Raw genomic sequence first — 15,509 nt, 5'->3', positions numbered from 1 at the left:
TTTGCCCATGTCAATAGCCTTTGTTGCTGAAAAACGCATGAACCCCGGAACCTACATTCTGAATTACAAAAAAAGCGCCTTCTGTTTTACCCTTTGCAGGTTTACCATCCATCAACACCTTATCGCTTTTTGCATCTGCTAAAGGAACATATACTTCCGCGCGGGTATTTGCAGGTACTGTAAGCTCCATAGAAAATGATTTCCCAGGCATTTGCTCAAAACTCATGGCAACAGTACCCTTAATCGTAGGAACTGTAATCTTTGCCGAGCTAAGCCCGGCAACCTGCGGTCGCACTTTAAACGATGACCAGGCAGGAAGTAAGGGTTCTATTCCCATTAACTTCCTCGAGATGACATTTCCAGGTGCAGCGCCCCAGGCATGATTCCAATCCTGGTTGGGCTTGAATGAATCGTCCCATGCCTCCATCGTAATGGTGCTTCCTTCACGAATCATGTTGTACCAGCTGCGTTTTGTGGTTGAGGTCAACAGCGACAATGCATATGCTCCTGCTCCTCCATTGTAAAGCCCGTCCAGCAAAAACTGACTTCCATAAACACTGCAGGCCATTCCACGACTGCGTACAAATTCTACTACAGCAGGAATATCCTTCTCGGCTACCAGTCCAAATGCGAGTGCAAAAAAGTTGCTGTGTAAGGCGCTGTGGTCAGTACCTACTCCATCACGGTAGTTCCCGGTGCTGGCATTCCAGAATTTTTCCTGATAGGCCTTTTTTAATGCAGCAGCCCTTTCCCGGAATGATTTTGCCTCCTTTTGCTCGCCGACTGCCTCTGCCAGATGCCCCATAAGGACCAAGCCATTGTAAAAATAGGCATTGGTCACAGCATTATACTTTGTGAATACAAAGCCGTCTGTTTCGCCCATCGCTTCCTTTCCAAGGCCAAGTATGCCCGACTGCGGCCAGTCTACAATGTCCTTCAATTCATTACCTGCATAATGCACGCTTTTCCTGATTGAATCCGTTTGTTTAGTCGTAGTGATTAGACCAGTTTCATCCTGCAGCGACATCAGGGTTTTGGCTTTTAGATCGGTATAGAACTTCCGCACCGAGCGGATATCTCCTGTATACAGGTAATCGTTATAGGCCATGATGACCGACTGCATGATCCACTCCGTCGGCCATTGCGCGTTCTTGATCAGGTATTCCTGCGAGCGTCTTGCCATGGTAAATTCCCTGTCCACCGCATAGTGGCTCAACTGGTTGATCACCGCATCAGCCTCATAGGGGATCCGTTCCCGATCTCCATCCACATAAACACCAGTAAATGAAGTGGCTAGCATGGAGTACTTACAGAGTTCCCATACCTGATTCAACACGCTATCGGAACTTAAAAAGGTTGCCGCATTCGTATCAAATGGGTAATGTACCATATGACGAAGGACTTGCTTCGGTTCCAATTTCGCATCATAACCTTCTATTTCCACGTACCGGAAAGGAAATACCTCACCCACAGAAACAGGCATCTTGATTGCACTGGGCCCAGTGTTGCGCTTGTCCTGCCGAAGCTCAATTGAATAATTATGAGTCCCGGCGCTCAATCGTATGACGTATCTGGCATAACGGATGGTACCACCCGGACGACGGTTTACTCTGCCCATTTTATCCAATTTTTCGCCCAAATGCACAACCACCGAATCGCCATCTTTCTTCGCCTTCAGCTCCAGGCTCAGTTGAGCAAAGGCATCTTTACCGAAGTCGGCAAAAATATGCTGATCGCTATGGATTAATTTCAGGGGATGTTGAGGCGTCTTCTGCAAAGGATATGCAGCTGTATGGTAAGCTGATAACTGCTCAGCCATCTTGAACGGTTGTGTCTCAGAATAGCCGCTCAGCCCTCTGTTTGTCCATGTCCGCAGCTTCCAGGAATAGCTTTGCCCGGCTTTCAAAGTCGGCCCCGCATAAACCACTGCTGAAGATTGTTCCTGATTCACTTTCCCAGAATTCCAAATAATTTCCGCAGCACTTTCGCCTTTAATATTCTTCTGGCTAACAATGATCTGATAAGCAGTTTGAACCACGTTCTTGCCTGATGGCAGTATCCAACTAAAGGCAGGGCGCTCACTGTAAATTTCGGAACCTTGTCCAGCCACCAGATCGCACAACAAGCCATGAGGCGCCGCTGTCTTGGTCTGTGCAATGGCAGATGATGCCATCAAAACCAAAAACTGGATGACAAATAAGTCACTGATTTTTTTCTTCATTTATGCTAAATATAGTTCCTATGTCCCAAACTAAAATCAGCACCTTATTTTTCAAAGCCAGCCGCCATTCGCATTAATAATTTAACGAGCTTCTCGTTCTTTTCATTGTCTTCAGTTCCGCTTTCAAGCTTAAAAGTCTTGGTCTCTTTTCCAAAGATGTCTGTAGAGGATTTTATTGTAGCCATAACCTGACCATCGCCATTGGCAATCTCGATATTTTCATTACCAAAAATGTCGGTCGATTTTTTAACTGATCCTAAAGTTTGATTATTGGGTCTGATGATTGTTTTTTTTACATTACCAAAAATATCAGTTGAAGACTTTATCGACATGGTATTCAATCCCCTATCATCAGTAACATCGACTTTTTTGTTTCCAAAAATGTCAGTGGATTTTTTTATCGTTGTTTTATTCTTTGATTCATCGTCGTAAATTTCTGTAATTTCATTACCAAATATATCTTTCGATTTGGTCTGTGATCTGATAACCCTTCCATCAGAACCAACAATTTTCTTCTTCTTATTTCCAAAAATATCGGTGGAATTTTCAATTTTAAAAGTTTCCCTACCCAATTTATCCTTATGTGTTTCTATGGTGTCTCCAAAAATATTGACCTCTTTCGAAATGGTGTAAGATTGGGCATTCACAGTAACCGTACAGGTCATGATGAACATTGCTAATAATAGTTTCATTTTCATTTGCGTGTGTGTCTTCCTAAGATACGAATACCCGCTTATAGCACCAAGCCGCTTCGTAACGATGTCGATAGAAATGTCGAATTAAAAAATCATACAACTTAACGATCACACAGACATACTGTTGTCAGTACCCACATCTATCTTCGGCAAATAATTAAGATCATTAACAACATGAATTTAGTATCCATTCGCATTATTACAGCCAACATCGATGGCCTGACAAAATTTTATGAGCAAGTAACCGGACTGTCTGCAGTACAGCACACCCCGGATTTTGCTGAGCTGAAGACCAACACTGCGACCCTGGCGATCGGCAGTACAAGAACTTTACAGTTCTTTGGAGGGGAGGAAGTTGCCAAAGCTGCCGAAAACCGCAGCGCCATTATTGAATTTATGGTAGATGATGTAGAAGGTGTTTACGAGCGATTAGCAGATTTTCTCCAGTCCTATATCGTCCAAAAACCTACTACAATGCCATGGGGAAATAAATCACTCCTATTCCGTGATCCTGATGGAAATTTAGTGAACTTCTTCAGTCCTCGCGCAGCCATTAAACCTATTTAAATTTTAAGGGGTACCCACTATCGCTCAGGAATTGATAAAAATCCTTTATATGAAGAATATCTGATATCGCCTTCTTTTTATCAGTCGCTTTATTATAGTAAGCCTCGGTGATTTTATAGCCAATCCAATAGCCTAAATCTGGTGGGTATCCATTTTTAGGCTTGTAATTATACATCCAATCGTGGCTGTCTTCCTTATCGTCCATGATCAGCTTAAATTCATTCCACAATTTTGATTCATTGGCATTCCCGTAATCATGTGTTTCCCGGTTTGGACCTCCTCCCGAAATCAGTTCAGCAATAAAATCGGCGCTCCCCTCATTGATACAGGCAGCTAGCAGACTAAGATTTTTCTTAGGGATACTGTCCTGCTGATAATGAATGAGTTCGTGGGCCACCATATAGGGAACATCCTTTGACTGAACCATCTCTGCTCCTATAATTAATCCTTTAGGATTGGAGTGACCACCAGAATTGAACCTTCCGATTACAAAATATACGTTCGGATATACTGCTTTAGGATAAAGATATTTTAGCGCCAGGAACGCAGCCCTGCATTGCTTTTCGTTTTCAAGCATTGCCAAGCTATTTTTTCTTATTTTCACATAATCGTCCCACCTTTCAAGAACAGTCTTCAACAATGAAGCTGCGCTTTCAATTCTGCCTGGGGTAAAAGCCTGCACACCAGGAGAACCTGGCTGGATATATAACGCTTCAAATGGGTTTATTTGAGTACTGGCTTTAACTTGATCAAAGGCATTCCAAAAGTTGGTGATGTCTTTAGTGACGAAAGTTGCCTTCAAAGGATCATTAACATACTGAGCGAAACACGAACTAACGAGGAAAATTGACAAAAGGGGAATCAAGAGAATCTTTTTCATCATATCTCAAATATAGTGTTAATTTCACTTCCATTGAATCAAATTATATCGGGTTTTATAACATGAGGACTGCAGCAGGCTCCAAATATTCTTTATAAACAAAGGAGAAAAGATAAATCTATATGTGTATTTTAGCTATACACACATTTAAATCTAAATATATGAAGTATCAGGTAGACATCAAATCAGTTTTGATCGGCTTTTTAGGCGCCGTATTGATCATTACAGCGTTCAGTTTCAAAAATGAAGAGCATAGTGAGAACGGGAGGTTTATGACCTCAACATCGACAGAAGGCGTAGTTATTTTAGACACTAAAACCGGTGAATACATCTTAAACACAGACTATTCCAACCGAGGCTGGAAAAAGGGTAGCTTTTCAGGAACCCAACGTATTGCCAGAGGCAATTAAAAGCAACTGAAGAATAGATTTCGGCTGGACTGAATCATGTTCAGCCGAAATCTAAAACTTATAGCTCTGTCATTTACCCGCTTTTATTGTTCTACTCAATAAGGTAATTTATTCTGATGTTTCTTATCCTTTACATATTGCTGAATTTTAATATTTTCCCACATGATCAACTTATCGTCGATCTTGGAAAACACCCTGATTTCTCCATCCTGGGAAATAACCAGCCCCAGTGATTTAGCATGGTTCCAACAGTAGGCAATCATAGACCTATGCCTGGTTCCGTAATGTTTGGGATCTGCAGGACTTAGCGATTTTGCCGTTGCAGTGGCAGTACCCGATCTGTAGATCTTTTTCGGCATACGTTTGGACCGGAGTACTGCGCCAAAACCATTGGAAACCATATTTTCATCAAAAAGTACCACGCCGTCAACACAGGTTTGAGAGGCAATAAAGCTAATGGCGCCACTGATTTCGTCTGCTGTGCCTTTTTTCAAATGAAGCGTTGCAGATCCCGAGAGGTACAAATCTTTACTAAGCGTTTGCTTCCTCGATTTGAGATCAGCGGAAATCCTTTTTTCCAATATATAAAGGTCAACCGATGCCTTCGCATGAGCGATCATAGCCAGGGTCAGGCGTTTGTAGTGAATTTTGTATTTAATATCCAGGTCGGCACCGTCCTGATGGATTAAAATGGCGCCACCATGCTGATAACTCTGAATCTTCAACAACAAACGGGAAAAGGTCTGGATCCAAAGGTTGTCCAGGAAGTCCTGCCAGTCACGAAATGCTTCTTCAGGATAAGTTTGTTCAAGGTATTCCCGAAAGGCCGACTTCAGGAAATCAGCATTGCTTTTGAGTATTTTAGAAATGGGACCTATGGTCAACACATCCAGATAACGCTGCACCAATGTGTCCTGTTTCAATGTGGCCAGCAACTCGTAGTTAAACAATACGTTCAAGGTGCCGATGTCGTTTACAGACACCTGGAAAAGCCCCGGCTGCTCGGAGTCCGTCTCAGATTCGTAATTCAGGAAATTCTGGTAGTGCATAGCCTGATCAATCATGCCCCAGATGTAGAGTTCCTCTCCCTGATAATAAACGGCCAGTGTGGTACTGCAGGGGTCTGCCGCCTTGGAGAGCTTGGCCAGTGCTTTGGTGGTCATAGGAATGGGCTGTTCGAAACTGACACAACTCCAGCGCTCAGCCACCGGCTTCTTAGGAGGATGCGGATCTGGATTAGCAGGGTCAATCAACGTAACCGTAACCTTTACAAGGTCACTTTCTTCCTTGCACATACTCACATAAAAAAGGCAGTCCAGCAGTTTTTCCAGCACCATAAGCTCTGGTACCGGAAACTTGCTTTTAGTGAGTTTCAGCTTGTTTTGTAGCAGGACGGCCAGGTCCTGTGGTTTTGCATTTTTCAAAATTGTCCCCGATTTATCGGAAAACATCAGAATTTGCAAATCGTTTTAAACTAACTGGTTAAAATTTAAAATTCTTTTGAAAAAGAGATGGCTATGCGGTTTGGAAAGACCTGAACCCGTATTTAATCCTTCAGGGATTCCCTAAGCAAGTGGTTGATCAGCTCATTCAGCTCCTTGCCCGAACTCACATTCATTTCTGCCAGGCGCAAGGTACGCTCGTCGACCTTGTCCCTTAAGCGGATTACCAGGGCTTGCGAATTCAGAATGATGCTTGTCAGCGGATTTTTAAGGTCATGAACAGTGCGCCTCGCAAATTCCTGCAGTGCTGCATTGTTTCTTTCCAGTATGAGGTTTTGATGTTCCAGCAGAGTAGTCTTCCTTCTTAGTTCCATCAGCATCAGCGCCTGCTTGCTCAAAGTCTTCAAGGCACTCAGCTGTCGGTCGCTCAGCTGGCGCTGCTCATGACCGATCACGCAAAGGGTACCCAAGGCGCATCCTGCTTCATTAACCAGCGAAACTCCTGCATAAAATACAATATTGGTATCCCCCGTCACCAGTGGATTCTCAGAGAAACGCGGATCTTCCCTCGCATCAGGCACCACAAGGATTCCATCCTGTTCTAAAATGGCATGACTGCAAAAAGCAATGCTACGGGGGGTCTGTTCCAATTCGGTACCGTGGTGCGACTTAAACCACTGATGCTGTTCACCAAGGAGGGTAACTAATGCTATAGGTGTCCCGCAAATTTCCGCAGCCAAGGCGGTCAGTTCATCGAAGTCAGCTTCCGGCACTGTATCCATTAGCCTGTAGCTTGCCAATGCGGACAATCGCTCAGACTCGTTTTCAGGTAAAGATATGCCAGGTTTTCTCATGATCTTTTTAGGGCAGCAAAGGTATAACAAACCTAAATCTACGATGTAATGAAGATAATTATTATCCTTGATTTTGACTTTTTAAAAACAAATCCGGCTTATAAAAGCTTAATTTATAATAATTAATACTCACAGATAATTAAAAATAGAACTTGAACTGATGCAGAATTTAGTAGAATGTGATTTGCCTGGCCCATCCGGAAACGAACAAGTACTGAATCTGCTCCCTATCCCAATCGCAATACTGGAAGGCGATCAACATCTCATTACATTCGCAAATGATGCCATGTTTGAATTTTGGCGCAGGGATAGGTCGGATAAAACAATAGGCAAACCATTGATCACCGCATTTCCAGAAGTAAACCCCAAATTTCTAGGGCAACTCGGGCAAGTGATGCAAACCGGAATAACTTATCGGGATGAAGAGGTCCTGCTAACCATGAATGACCAGCAAGGTAATTCATATTCTATCCATATCGATTACACCTACAGGCCGATTTTAAATGACAATTCCGAAGTGACAGGGGTTCTGGTCACGGCCCAGGACATCAGCCACAAGGTTTCTGCAAAAAAGGAACTTGAAAAAGCTGCTATTCAGCTGGAGGAAGCCAATTGCGCATTAAAATCCAGCAATCAGGAGTGCATAATGGCGATTGAAACCGCAAAGCTCGGCACCTGGAAATTTAACCCCGCAAAAAATGAATTCAGTGCTACCGACCGGGGAGCGGAAATCTGCGGATTTACAAGTAACGAAATCTCATTTCCAGAATTCATCACACTGGTGCATCAAGACTACCGCCTGGAGGTAAACCACGCCTTTCAAAATTCCATAAAGAATGGATCAAACCTGGAGATGGAATTTCCTGTCAGCCCTGTTTCGGGCAGCTCCGACCGCTGGGTGAGGCTGAATGGCAGGGCAAATTATTCAGCTGTGCATCAGGCCAACAGCCTGAGTGGAACAATCCTGGACATCACTGATCAAAAATTGGAGACCATCCGTAAAAACCAATTCATTGGCATGGTGAGTCATGAACTTAAAACTCCACTCACCTCACTGACTGGAATGATCCAGTTGATCAGCAGAAAAGTCGGAACAGAAGCTGATGAGCAACTCCAGAACATTTTACAAAAATCACAACACCAAATTGGCAAAATGACCCAGATGATCAACAGCTTTGTGAATATATCCCGACTGGAATCCGGCAAATTTGAACTCCAGCCTAGTGAATTTGACATGGAAGAATTGATCGCGGAGTACCTGGACGATGCCCAGCTGACCGCTCCCCAGCACCAGTTCATTCAGCGGGATTGCGAGACCGTCAGGGTCACTGCAGACAGAATGAAAATTGGTGCAGTTCTGGCCAACATGATCAGCAACGCGATCAAGTATTCAGCGCATGGGAGTTCAATTACCATTTCCTGTACCAGGCAGGAAGGATACCTGGAAGTTGCGGTGAAAGACCAGGGCTGCGGAATCTCAGAGAGTGATAAAACACGTGTTTTTGAACGCTTCAGCCATATCGATAACCCGCATGTCATGAACGCCTCTGGCTTCGGTATCGGTCTTTACCTCTGCGCAGAGATCATCAGGCACCACAATGGAGAAATTTGGGTGGAAAACAATCCTGAAGGAGGTTGTACTTTCTACTTCAAACTGCCAACCACATTTTAAAGAAAAAAGCAGCTATCTTCGGCAATGGAATTCAACATACACCCTCTCCTATTGTATCCAGGTGCTTTAGTACTGCTGGCAAGTCTCATGCCCCTGGTCAGGCACGACTTCTGGATTTTCAGGGTATTCGAATATCCCAGGCTTCAGAAGCTTACCATCAATGTCCTTTTGGTAATCGCGCTGCTGATCTTCCAATTTCCAGTGACTACTTCCGAAAGTATTTTTGCAGGACTGATCGTACTTAACCTGGGTTACCTGATCTGGCAGGTCTACCCCTTTACTCCCCTGGCCAAAAAACAAATCATTACCAGCCGCCAGCAAGCCGGCGAAAGAAATCTCAGCATGCTGATCGCCAATGTATACCAGGAAAACCGTCGGGCAGCAGACTATATCAGTTTGATACGGAAGTACAGCCCCGATCTTGTGCTGATGGTAGAGACCAATCAATGGTGGATGCAGCAAATGGAAGAAATCACAGAAAGTTATCCGCACCAGGTAAAGGTTCCTTTGGAAAATACCTACGGCATGATGCTCTATTCCCGTTTACCGCTCAAAGAAAATGAAATTCATTACCTGGTTGCCGCAGGTATACCTTCCATAGAGACATTGGTCCAAATTCCTTCGGGAGATTGGCTAAGGGTCTATTGCCTGCATCCCGAGCCGCCAGTACCGCAGGAAAATCCCAGATCTACGGAAAGGGACAAGGAGATCTTAATCGTGGCCAAAAAAGCAAAAGCAAGTACCATTCCGGTCGTTGTAGCAGGAGATTTGAATGACGTGGCATGGAGCTACACCACCGATCTGTTTCTAAAGATCAGTGGATTGCTGGATCCAAGACGTGGACGGGGCTTTTTTAATAGTTTCAATGCCAAATACCTCTTCCTGCGCTTCCCCCTCGATCACATTTTTTGTTCTTCTGAGTTTACGCTAAGTACGATAAAAAGACTACCGAGCTGTGGCTCTGACCACTTCCCCATGTTTGTCAACCTACAGCTAGATCCCGCTTCCTCGCACCAGAATCAGGAGCTGGAAGCTGATGAAGCAGATCAGGAACTGGCCGATGAAAAAATTAATGCCGCGTCATAGGATGGATCCTGTAATGAAAATACCGTTATATTGACGTTTATTTTTAAATTCGTTCGATCCATTACCTAACCGATGTAAATATGTGTCCAGCTCCAGTACGATTACTATCATTGATTTTATTATCCTTCTTTTTCCCGGGCTTACTTCAGCTTGAAGCACAAGAAGTTAAAATCGGCAATCTGCAAACGGAATATTGCACAACACCACTTGGAATAGATGTCCTGCAGCCAAGGTTCAGCTGGCAAATGCATACTACGGCCAGGGGATACTACCAGAGTGCCTACCAGATTCTTGTTCGGGACGAGGAAGGCTTGTCCGTATGGAACTCAGGGAAGATCAACCAAAAAACTGCACTCAATATCCTCTACAGCGGGAAAAGGTTAAAGCCCAGGACGCGATATCAGTGGCAGCTTTCCGTCTGGGATCAGCAGCATAAGAAACATTTGGCAAGCTCCTGGTTTGAGACTGGTCTGATGGACCCAAATCCAAATGCCGCTGGTTGGGGCGGTGCAAAATGGATTGGCGCCGACGACAAACACCTGGCATTATACTCCCATTACCTTCCCGTGTTCAAACTCAGCTTCTCTTTGCAACTGGATGAAAACTCGGGCAGCACCAAAGCAGGATTCATATATGGCGCCAATGATTTAAGGTTGATGGACAGCAATAAAAACTTGTTCAAACTTGCCAATCCAAAAGATAGCGCTTACATCATGATTGAACTGGACCTCTCCGGAAAGCAGCCAAATGCACAGGCTACCCTGAATGTTTACAGGCGGGGGTATGCACCTGAAGATCGAAAAGAAAAGCCTTTAAAAACTTTCCTGATTCCATCGAGCATCATTAATCCCTCCACAAAATACCATAACCACCGCATCCACTTAAGCTCTAATCTGGGAGACACCCACATCTACATGGATGGCTTAGAAAAAGAAAACTTGTTGGGCCGTCTGAACCTGAATCCACTCGGTCAGGGGGGAGATTTCATTGCTTTCCCTGTGCTGGGCGATGTCGGATATAAAGTTCCTTACGGTCAAAAGGCAAGTTTCTCAGATCTGGAAATCCGCAATTACAGGAGTCCGTCGAACGTTTTAGTGAGCACTTGGAATAAGTATTCCGGTACCACATCTGCTATTTCAGCAGAAAATAAAGGCTACATGGTCATCAGCAACCCCAGCCAAAATGCGATGCCGATGCTACGCACCACATTTACCGCAAAACCGGCAATCAGGAAAGCCAGGCTATATGTCACTTCCAGGGGGATTTATGAAGTCAGGATCAATGGAAAGCGGATAGGCGAAGACTATTTAAACCCCGGTTTGACGCAATACAACAAAACTCATTTATACCAAAGCTACGATGTCACTAAAGACTTATCAGCCGGGGAGAATGCAATTGCTGCAATTCTGGCCGAAGGTTGGTGGAGTGGCGGCGCTACCTACATGGGCGAATTCTGGAACTTCTTTGGTGACCGGCAGTCGCTGCTTGCGAAACTGGTCATACAATATGAAAATGGTCAGGAAGAAAGCATCGTCACCGATCCCCTGACCTGGAAGTACAGTACCGAAGGGCCTTTACGTTACGGAAGTCTTTTTCAGGGTGAGGTCTATGACGCAAGAAGGGAAGCTGAGGTAAAGGGTTGGGATCAGGCCGGATATGATGCTACGCACTGGCTAAAAACCGTTGAAGTTCCATTGGTTGGCAATATCAGTCTGGATGAAAGCAACAAAGGTGCTAACATGCCGATGACAGGTGATTTCAGTAAGCTGTCACTTATTGGTCAATATGGAGCTCCGGTGAGAAAAATCAAAGCGATCAATGCGAAATCCATGGAGGAGGTACGCCCTGGTGTATATGTCTACGACATGGGGCAAAATATGGCTGGAGTGCCTAAAGTGATGCTTTCAGGATTAAAACCAGGTAAACGGGTGATCCTGCGTTTCGCTGAAGTCAAGTACCCTGACCTGCCGGAATACAAGGACAATAAAGGCATGATCATGCTGGAAAACATCAGGGCAGCAATGGCGCAGGAGATTTACATCGCCAAAGGAGGAACAGAAACCATCAATCCCCGTTTTACCTATCATGGCTATCGATTTGTAGAAATCACCGGCCTTACCAGTCCGCCAGCATTGTCCGCAGTTAGCGGCGAAGTCCTGAGTTCTGTCACTGAACTGGATTCTAAGTACGAGAGCTCCTCTGAGGCCGTCAATAAATTGTGGGAAAACATCACTTGGTCAACCTTCGCAAATTTCATGTCCATCCCCACAGATTGCCCGCAAAGAAATGAGCGCCTGGGTTGGAGTGGCGACATTTCCGTATTTGCCAAGACTGCCACTTACCTCAGTAATGTCCCGCAATTTTTAAGAAGACACATGCAGGCCATGCGCGATACACAGCGGGAAGATGGACGGTTTTCGGACGTCGCTCCTTTGGGCGGTGGATTTGGCGGTGTACTTTGGGGAAGCGCAGGGATTACTGTTGCCTGGGAAAGCTATCAGCAGTATGGGGACCGGGATCTGCTGGTTGAACACTATGCAGCTATGAAAAAATATGTAGACTATCTTTCCTCAGAAATTGATCCCAAAACAGGTGTCCTGGACGACAAAAACAGAGCCGAGTGGTCAAGTCTTGGCGACTGGCTGAGTCCGGAATACAACAAAACCGAAAAGGCACTTTTATGGGATGCTTATTACATTTATAACCTGGAGCTCATGGCCAAAATAGCAGGCATCCTGGCCAAACCCGGGGACGCCGCCTCCTTCCAGCATCTGGCTGCAAAGAGAAAGGTAATCTTTAACGATACCTACATAGACCCCCTGACAAAACAAACCGCATTTAGGGGCAAAATAATAGATACGCAGAGTTCCTACGTGATCCCACTCCAGTTTACCCTATTGAATGAAGCCAACGCAGCCGCTGCAAGCCTGCATCTGGTCAAGGCGGTTCAACGTGAGCATGTAGCCGATGATGGCAGCATATGCCCGCCTTATTCACTGATGACCGGGTTCATCGGTACCGCAGGCATAAACCCGGTACTGTCTGCCTATGGACAAAGCGAAGTCGCTTACCGTTTGTTACAACAACGCTCCTACCCTTCCTGGCTTTATTCAGTAAGCCAGGGTGCCACCACTATATGGGAGCGTTTGAACTCCTATACACAGTCAAGTGGATTTGGCGGCAACAATCGGATGAATTCATTCAACCATTATTCTTTTGGCGCTGTCGGCTCCTGGTTGTATGAGTACTCATTAGGGATACAAAGGGATGAAGCAAGCCCCGGATTTCAGCACTTTATCCTTCGCCCGGAGCCAGACCCAACTGGCGGAATGACCTATGCCAAAGGATTTTACAATTCTATGTACGGAAAAATCGAGTCAAGCTGGGAAATTCGCAATAAAAGTATCCGTTATGAATTTGTAGTGCCGGCCAATAGCAGCGCGACACTATATTTAATTCCCGGCAAATCTGGCAATCCGGAGTTTGAAAAAACCAATCATCCAAAGGGAGTTGTCTATTCCGGAATGCAAAACGGAAAGCATTGCTTTAAACTTTCTTCAGGAACACATACTTTTAACTTCCCAATTTAATGGGAAGTTAAAAAGCTTATTTCTTGCTGATTTTATACAGCTTGCCGTTATCGGTACCTGCGTAAATGTTACCGTCTTTACCAATAGCCATGCAGCGCCAGCGCTCCATCCTGCCTTCCAGCAAGCGCTCCTCACCTACCACCTTATTATTCTTAATCACCAAACGAGCGATGTGCACACTGCTCAGGCCTCCTATTAAAATGTTGTTTTTCCACTCCGCGATGTTGCCGGTGTAAAAAATCATACAACCTGGCGAAAGAACCGGATCCCAATAGTAAACGGGCTGTATCATGCCTTCTTTCTGCTGGATTCCTTCGTACACTTTTTCGCCACTGTACTCAATGCCATAAGTGATCACCGGCCAACCGTAGTTACCTCCTGCCTTGATCAGGTTCAGTTCATCGCCTCCACGCGGACCGAACTCAGCTTCCCACAGATCTCCTGTTGCAGGATTTATGGCCATCCCATCAGGATTGCGGAAACCCAGTGCATAGATTTCAGGCTTGGCATTTGGCGTTCCAATGAATGGGTTGCTAGCCACCGGCTTCCCATCTTTGGTGATGTGGATGATCTTGCCTGTTGTAGCGCTCAGATCCTGCGCTTTTTGACGAATGTTGTTCGCGCTACGGTCGCCCGAACTCACGAAGATATTGCCCGCTTTATCAAACAACAACCGCGAACCGTACTGACCGCCGCCTTTATGACGGGGCACAGCTTCAAATATCACGCTTACATCCTCCAATTTCGTTTCATCCGCAGAGAGCTTGCCTTTCGCAACCGCCAATGCAGCACCGTCATCACCTGGCTGGGCGTAGGTCCAGTACACCATGCGGTTTTGTGTAAAGTTGGGATCAATGTTCACATCCAGCATACCACCCTGTCCCTGGTAATGTACCTTAGGGAAACCTGTGATCGTTTTCACAATCTTCCCTGCAGTGGTCAATATTTGCATAGTGCCGGTCTTACCGCTGATGAGTAGCCTACCATCTGGCAATACGCAGATGCCCCATGGGCTTTTCAGCTCGGAATTGATCACCTCGTCCTTGTACGCCGCTTTGCTCTTCACGCTGGCAATACGGGTTTGGCCCGCAAAAGCCGGCTTGTAGTCGGTATTCGCTTTGTTCTTTTCTACAGGGGCACCGGTTTGAGCCATGCCCGAAATGCAAACTGAGCTTAGTGCGACGCCCAGTACTAATGGTTTATACAATTTTGATAGCATAAAGGTGTTTTGTCTTATTTGTGTGTAGGTTTCAATATTTTAAGGTGTATTGGGTTATTCTTTTTTCAAACTATTGAGGTATTTGATACTCTCAGGTACTTGCGTCAGGGACGAACTGCTTTCATCTTCAATATAGTAATGTTTTACGCCGGCTTTGCGCGCTGCCTTTATTACAGCCGGAATATCGATCTGGCCACTGCCCAAAATCACATCGTTCTCCTTGTCCGTACCGCCCGAAAGGCTGCCGCGTTCCACGCCTTTCTTTAAATCTTTCATGTGCAGGGCTTTATAGCGGTTATCGTATTTGGCCAGTAATTGCGCCGGATCCTGTCCCGGCAAAAAAGCCCAGAGGATATCCAGTTCCATGCTCACATATTTCGGCTCGGTATTTTTCAGGATGTAGTCGTACAGCGTGCCATCCTGATAGGGCTCAAATTCGAAACCATGGTTGTGGTAGATGAACGTGAGGCCATAGTTATCTTTCAGCAACTTACCATACTTGTTAAAATCAGCAACTGTCTGCCTAGCATTGTCTAAAGTAAAAGCACCTTTGTGTGGAATACTGGCTATCCTGACAAAGCTTGCGCCCAATATCCTGGCGGTTTTCCCCACCTCATCTGTCTTACCTACAAAGTCTTCATAACTTACCCCATAGGATGAACATTTGAGTCCCCTCGCATCGCACATCTTGCGCAAGTCCTCAGGTGTTTGTTTAAACAGGTTCGAAAATTCTATGTCAGTTATGCCCATAGCCTTTATCATATCCAACGTGCCGGGCACATCTTTGGCAAACTGGTTCCGATAGGTATACGATACGATACCCGGAGCCTCTGGAAACAGCTTTTTTTGGGCTATAACCTGACTGCTCATCAG

12 protein-coding genes are annotated in these 15,509 nt (G+C 45.2%); 5 read left to right on the top strand and 7 right to left on the bottom strand.

Annotated features, from left to right (window positions below; genetic code table 11):
- Positions 1 to 10: 10 nt before the first annotated feature.
- Positions 11 to 2,221, bottom strand: a complete 2,211-nt coding sequence (locus tag WAE59_RS13135) for a family 78 glycoside hydrolase catalytic domain (protein WP_337856426.1) — start codon at positions 2,219 to 2,221, stop codon at positions 11 to 13.
- Positions 2,222 to 2,265: 44 nt separating this feature from the next.
- Positions 2,266 to 2,913, bottom strand: coding sequence for a hypothetical protein (locus tag WAE59_RS13130; RefSeq protein WP_337856425.1), 648 nt, complete (start codon positions 2,911 to 2,913; stop codon positions 2,266 to 2,268).
- A gap of 177 nt (positions 2,914 to 3,090) precedes the next feature.
- Here WAE59_RS13130 and WAE59_RS13125 point away from each other — a divergent pair, with 177 nt between their 5' ends.
- On the top strand, positions 3,091 to 3,483 hold the full coding sequence (locus WAE59_RS13125; RefSeq protein WP_337856424.1) for a VOC family protein: 393 nt from the start codon (positions 3,091 to 3,093) through the stop codon (positions 3,481 to 3,483).
- Here the strand turns inward: WAE59_RS13125 and WAE59_RS13120 are convergent.
- Positions 3,476 to 4,366 carry a gliding motility protein GldB-related protein gene (locus WAE59_RS13120; protein WP_337856423.1) on the bottom strand — a complete coding sequence of 297 codons (891 nt, stop codon included), beginning with the start codon at positions 4,364 to 4,366 and terminating at the stop codon, positions 3,476 to 3,478. The two genes, WAE59_RS13125 and WAE59_RS13120, sit on opposite strands and share 8 nt — an antisense overlap.
- 158 nt (positions 4,367 to 4,524) lie before the next feature.
- On the opposite strand from WAE59_RS13120, the gene WAE59_RS13115 reads away from it, so the two are divergent.
- Entirely contained in the window at positions 4,525 to 4,773 is a 249-nt protein-coding gene (locus WAE59_RS13115; protein ID WP_337856422.1) for a hypothetical protein, read from the top strand.
- A gap of 95 nt (positions 4,774 to 4,868) precedes the next feature.
- Here WAE59_RS13115 and WAE59_RS13110 read toward each other — a convergent pair whose 3' ends face one another.
- Positions 4,869 to 6,197, bottom strand: a complete 1,329-nt coding sequence (locus tag WAE59_RS13110) for a putative sensor domain DACNV-containing protein (RefSeq protein ID WP_337856421.1) — start codon at positions 6,195 to 6,197, stop codon at positions 4,869 to 4,871.
- A gap of 122 nt (positions 6,198 to 6,319) precedes the next feature.
- The gene (locus tag WAE59_RS13105; RefSeq protein ID WP_337856420.1) at positions 6,320 to 7,069 is read right to left on the bottom strand and encodes a GAF domain-containing protein; all 750 of its coding nucleotides are present in this window, start codon (positions 7,067 to 7,069) and stop codon (positions 6,320 to 6,322) included.
- Positions 7,070 to 7,229: 160 nt separating this feature from the next.
- On the opposite strand from WAE59_RS13105, the gene WAE59_RS13100 reads away from it, so the two are divergent.
- From WAE59_RS13100 to WAE59_RS13090, 3 genes are all read left to right on the top strand, one after another.
- Entirely contained in the window at positions 7,230 to 8,741 is a 1,512-nt protein-coding gene (locus WAE59_RS13100) for a sensor histidine kinase (RefSeq protein WP_337856419.1), read from the top strand.
- 24 nt (positions 8,742 to 8,765) lie between these two features.
- Positions 8,766 to 9,827 carry an endonuclease/exonuclease/phosphatase family protein gene (locus WAE59_RS13095; RefSeq protein WP_337856418.1) on the top strand — a complete coding sequence of 354 codons (1,062 nt, stop codon included), beginning with the start codon at positions 8,766 to 8,768 and terminating at the stop codon, positions 9,825 to 9,827.
- A gap of 110 nt (positions 9,828 to 9,937) precedes the next feature.
- Positions 9,938 to 13,417, top strand: a complete 3,480-nt coding sequence (locus tag WAE59_RS13090; protein WP_337856417.1) for an alpha-L-rhamnosidase — start codon at positions 9,938 to 9,940, stop codon at positions 13,415 to 13,417.
- A 16-nt stretch (positions 13,418 to 13,433) separates the two neighbouring features.
- On the opposite strand, the gene WAE59_RS13085 is transcribed toward WAE59_RS13090, so the two are convergent.
- Positions 13,434 to 14,636, bottom strand: a complete 1,203-nt coding sequence (locus tag WAE59_RS13085; protein ID WP_337856416.1) for a PQQ-dependent sugar dehydrogenase — start codon at positions 14,634 to 14,636, stop codon at positions 13,434 to 13,436.
- 54 nt (positions 14,637 to 14,690) lie between these two features.
- Positions 14,691 to 15,506 (bottom strand): sugar phosphate isomerase/epimerase family protein, encoded by an 816-nt coding sequence (locus tag WAE59_RS13080; RefSeq protein ID WP_337856415.1) that lies wholly within the window; start codon positions 15,504 to 15,506, stop codon positions 14,691 to 14,693.
- Positions 15,507 to 15,509 lie beyond the last annotated feature (3 nt).

This window comes from Pedobacter sp. GR22-6 (genome assembly GCF_037402555.1).
In the GTDB taxonomy this organism is placed as follows: domain Bacteria; phylum Bacteroidota; class Bacteroidia; order Sphingobacteriales; family Sphingobacteriaceae; genus Pedobacter.
The sequence above is the reverse complement of the archived record's forward strand: the minus strand, read 5'-3'. Positions and strand labels throughout refer to the sequence as shown.

Excerpts from the sequence above, each read along its gene's own strand:
- WAE59_RS13115 (WP_337856422.1), top strand. The coding sequence starts at position 4,525 with ATGAAGTATCAGGTAGACATCAAATCAGTTTTGATCGGCTTTTTAGGC.
- WAE59_RS13130 (WP_337856425.1), bottom strand. The coding sequence starts at position 2,913 with ATGAAACTATTATTAGCAATGTTCATCATGACCTGTACGGTTACTGTG.
- WAE59_RS13080 (WP_337856415.1), bottom strand. The coding sequence starts at position 15,506 with ATGAGCAGTCAGGTTATAGCCCAAAAAAAGCTGTTTCCAGAGGCTCCG.
- WAE59_RS13085 (WP_337856416.1), bottom strand. The coding sequence starts at position 14,636 with ATGCTATCAAAATTGTATAAACCATTAGTACTGGGCGTCGCACTAAGC.
- WAE59_RS13135 (WP_337856426.1), bottom strand. The coding sequence starts at position 2,221 with ATGAAGAAAAAAATCAGTGACTTATTTGTCATCCAGTTTTTGGTTTTG.
- WAE59_RS13095 (WP_337856418.1), top strand. The coding sequence starts at position 8,766 with ATGGAATTCAACATACACCCTCTCCTATTGTATCCAGGTGCTTTAGTA.
- WAE59_RS13105 (WP_337856420.1), bottom strand. The coding sequence starts at position 7,069 with ATGAGAAAACCTGGCATATCTTTACCTGAAAACGAGTCTGAGCGATTG.
- WAE59_RS13125 (WP_337856424.1), top strand. The coding sequence starts at position 3,091 with ATGAATTTAGTATCCATTCGCATTATTACAGCCAACATCGATGGCCTG.
- WAE59_RS13100 (WP_337856419.1), top strand. The coding sequence starts at position 7,230 with ATGCAGAATTTAGTAGAATGTGATTTGCCTGGCCCATCCGGAAACGAA.
- WAE59_RS13120 (WP_337856423.1), bottom strand. The coding sequence starts at position 4,366 with ATGATGAAAAAGATTCTCTTGATTCCCCTTTTGTCAATTTTCCTCGTT.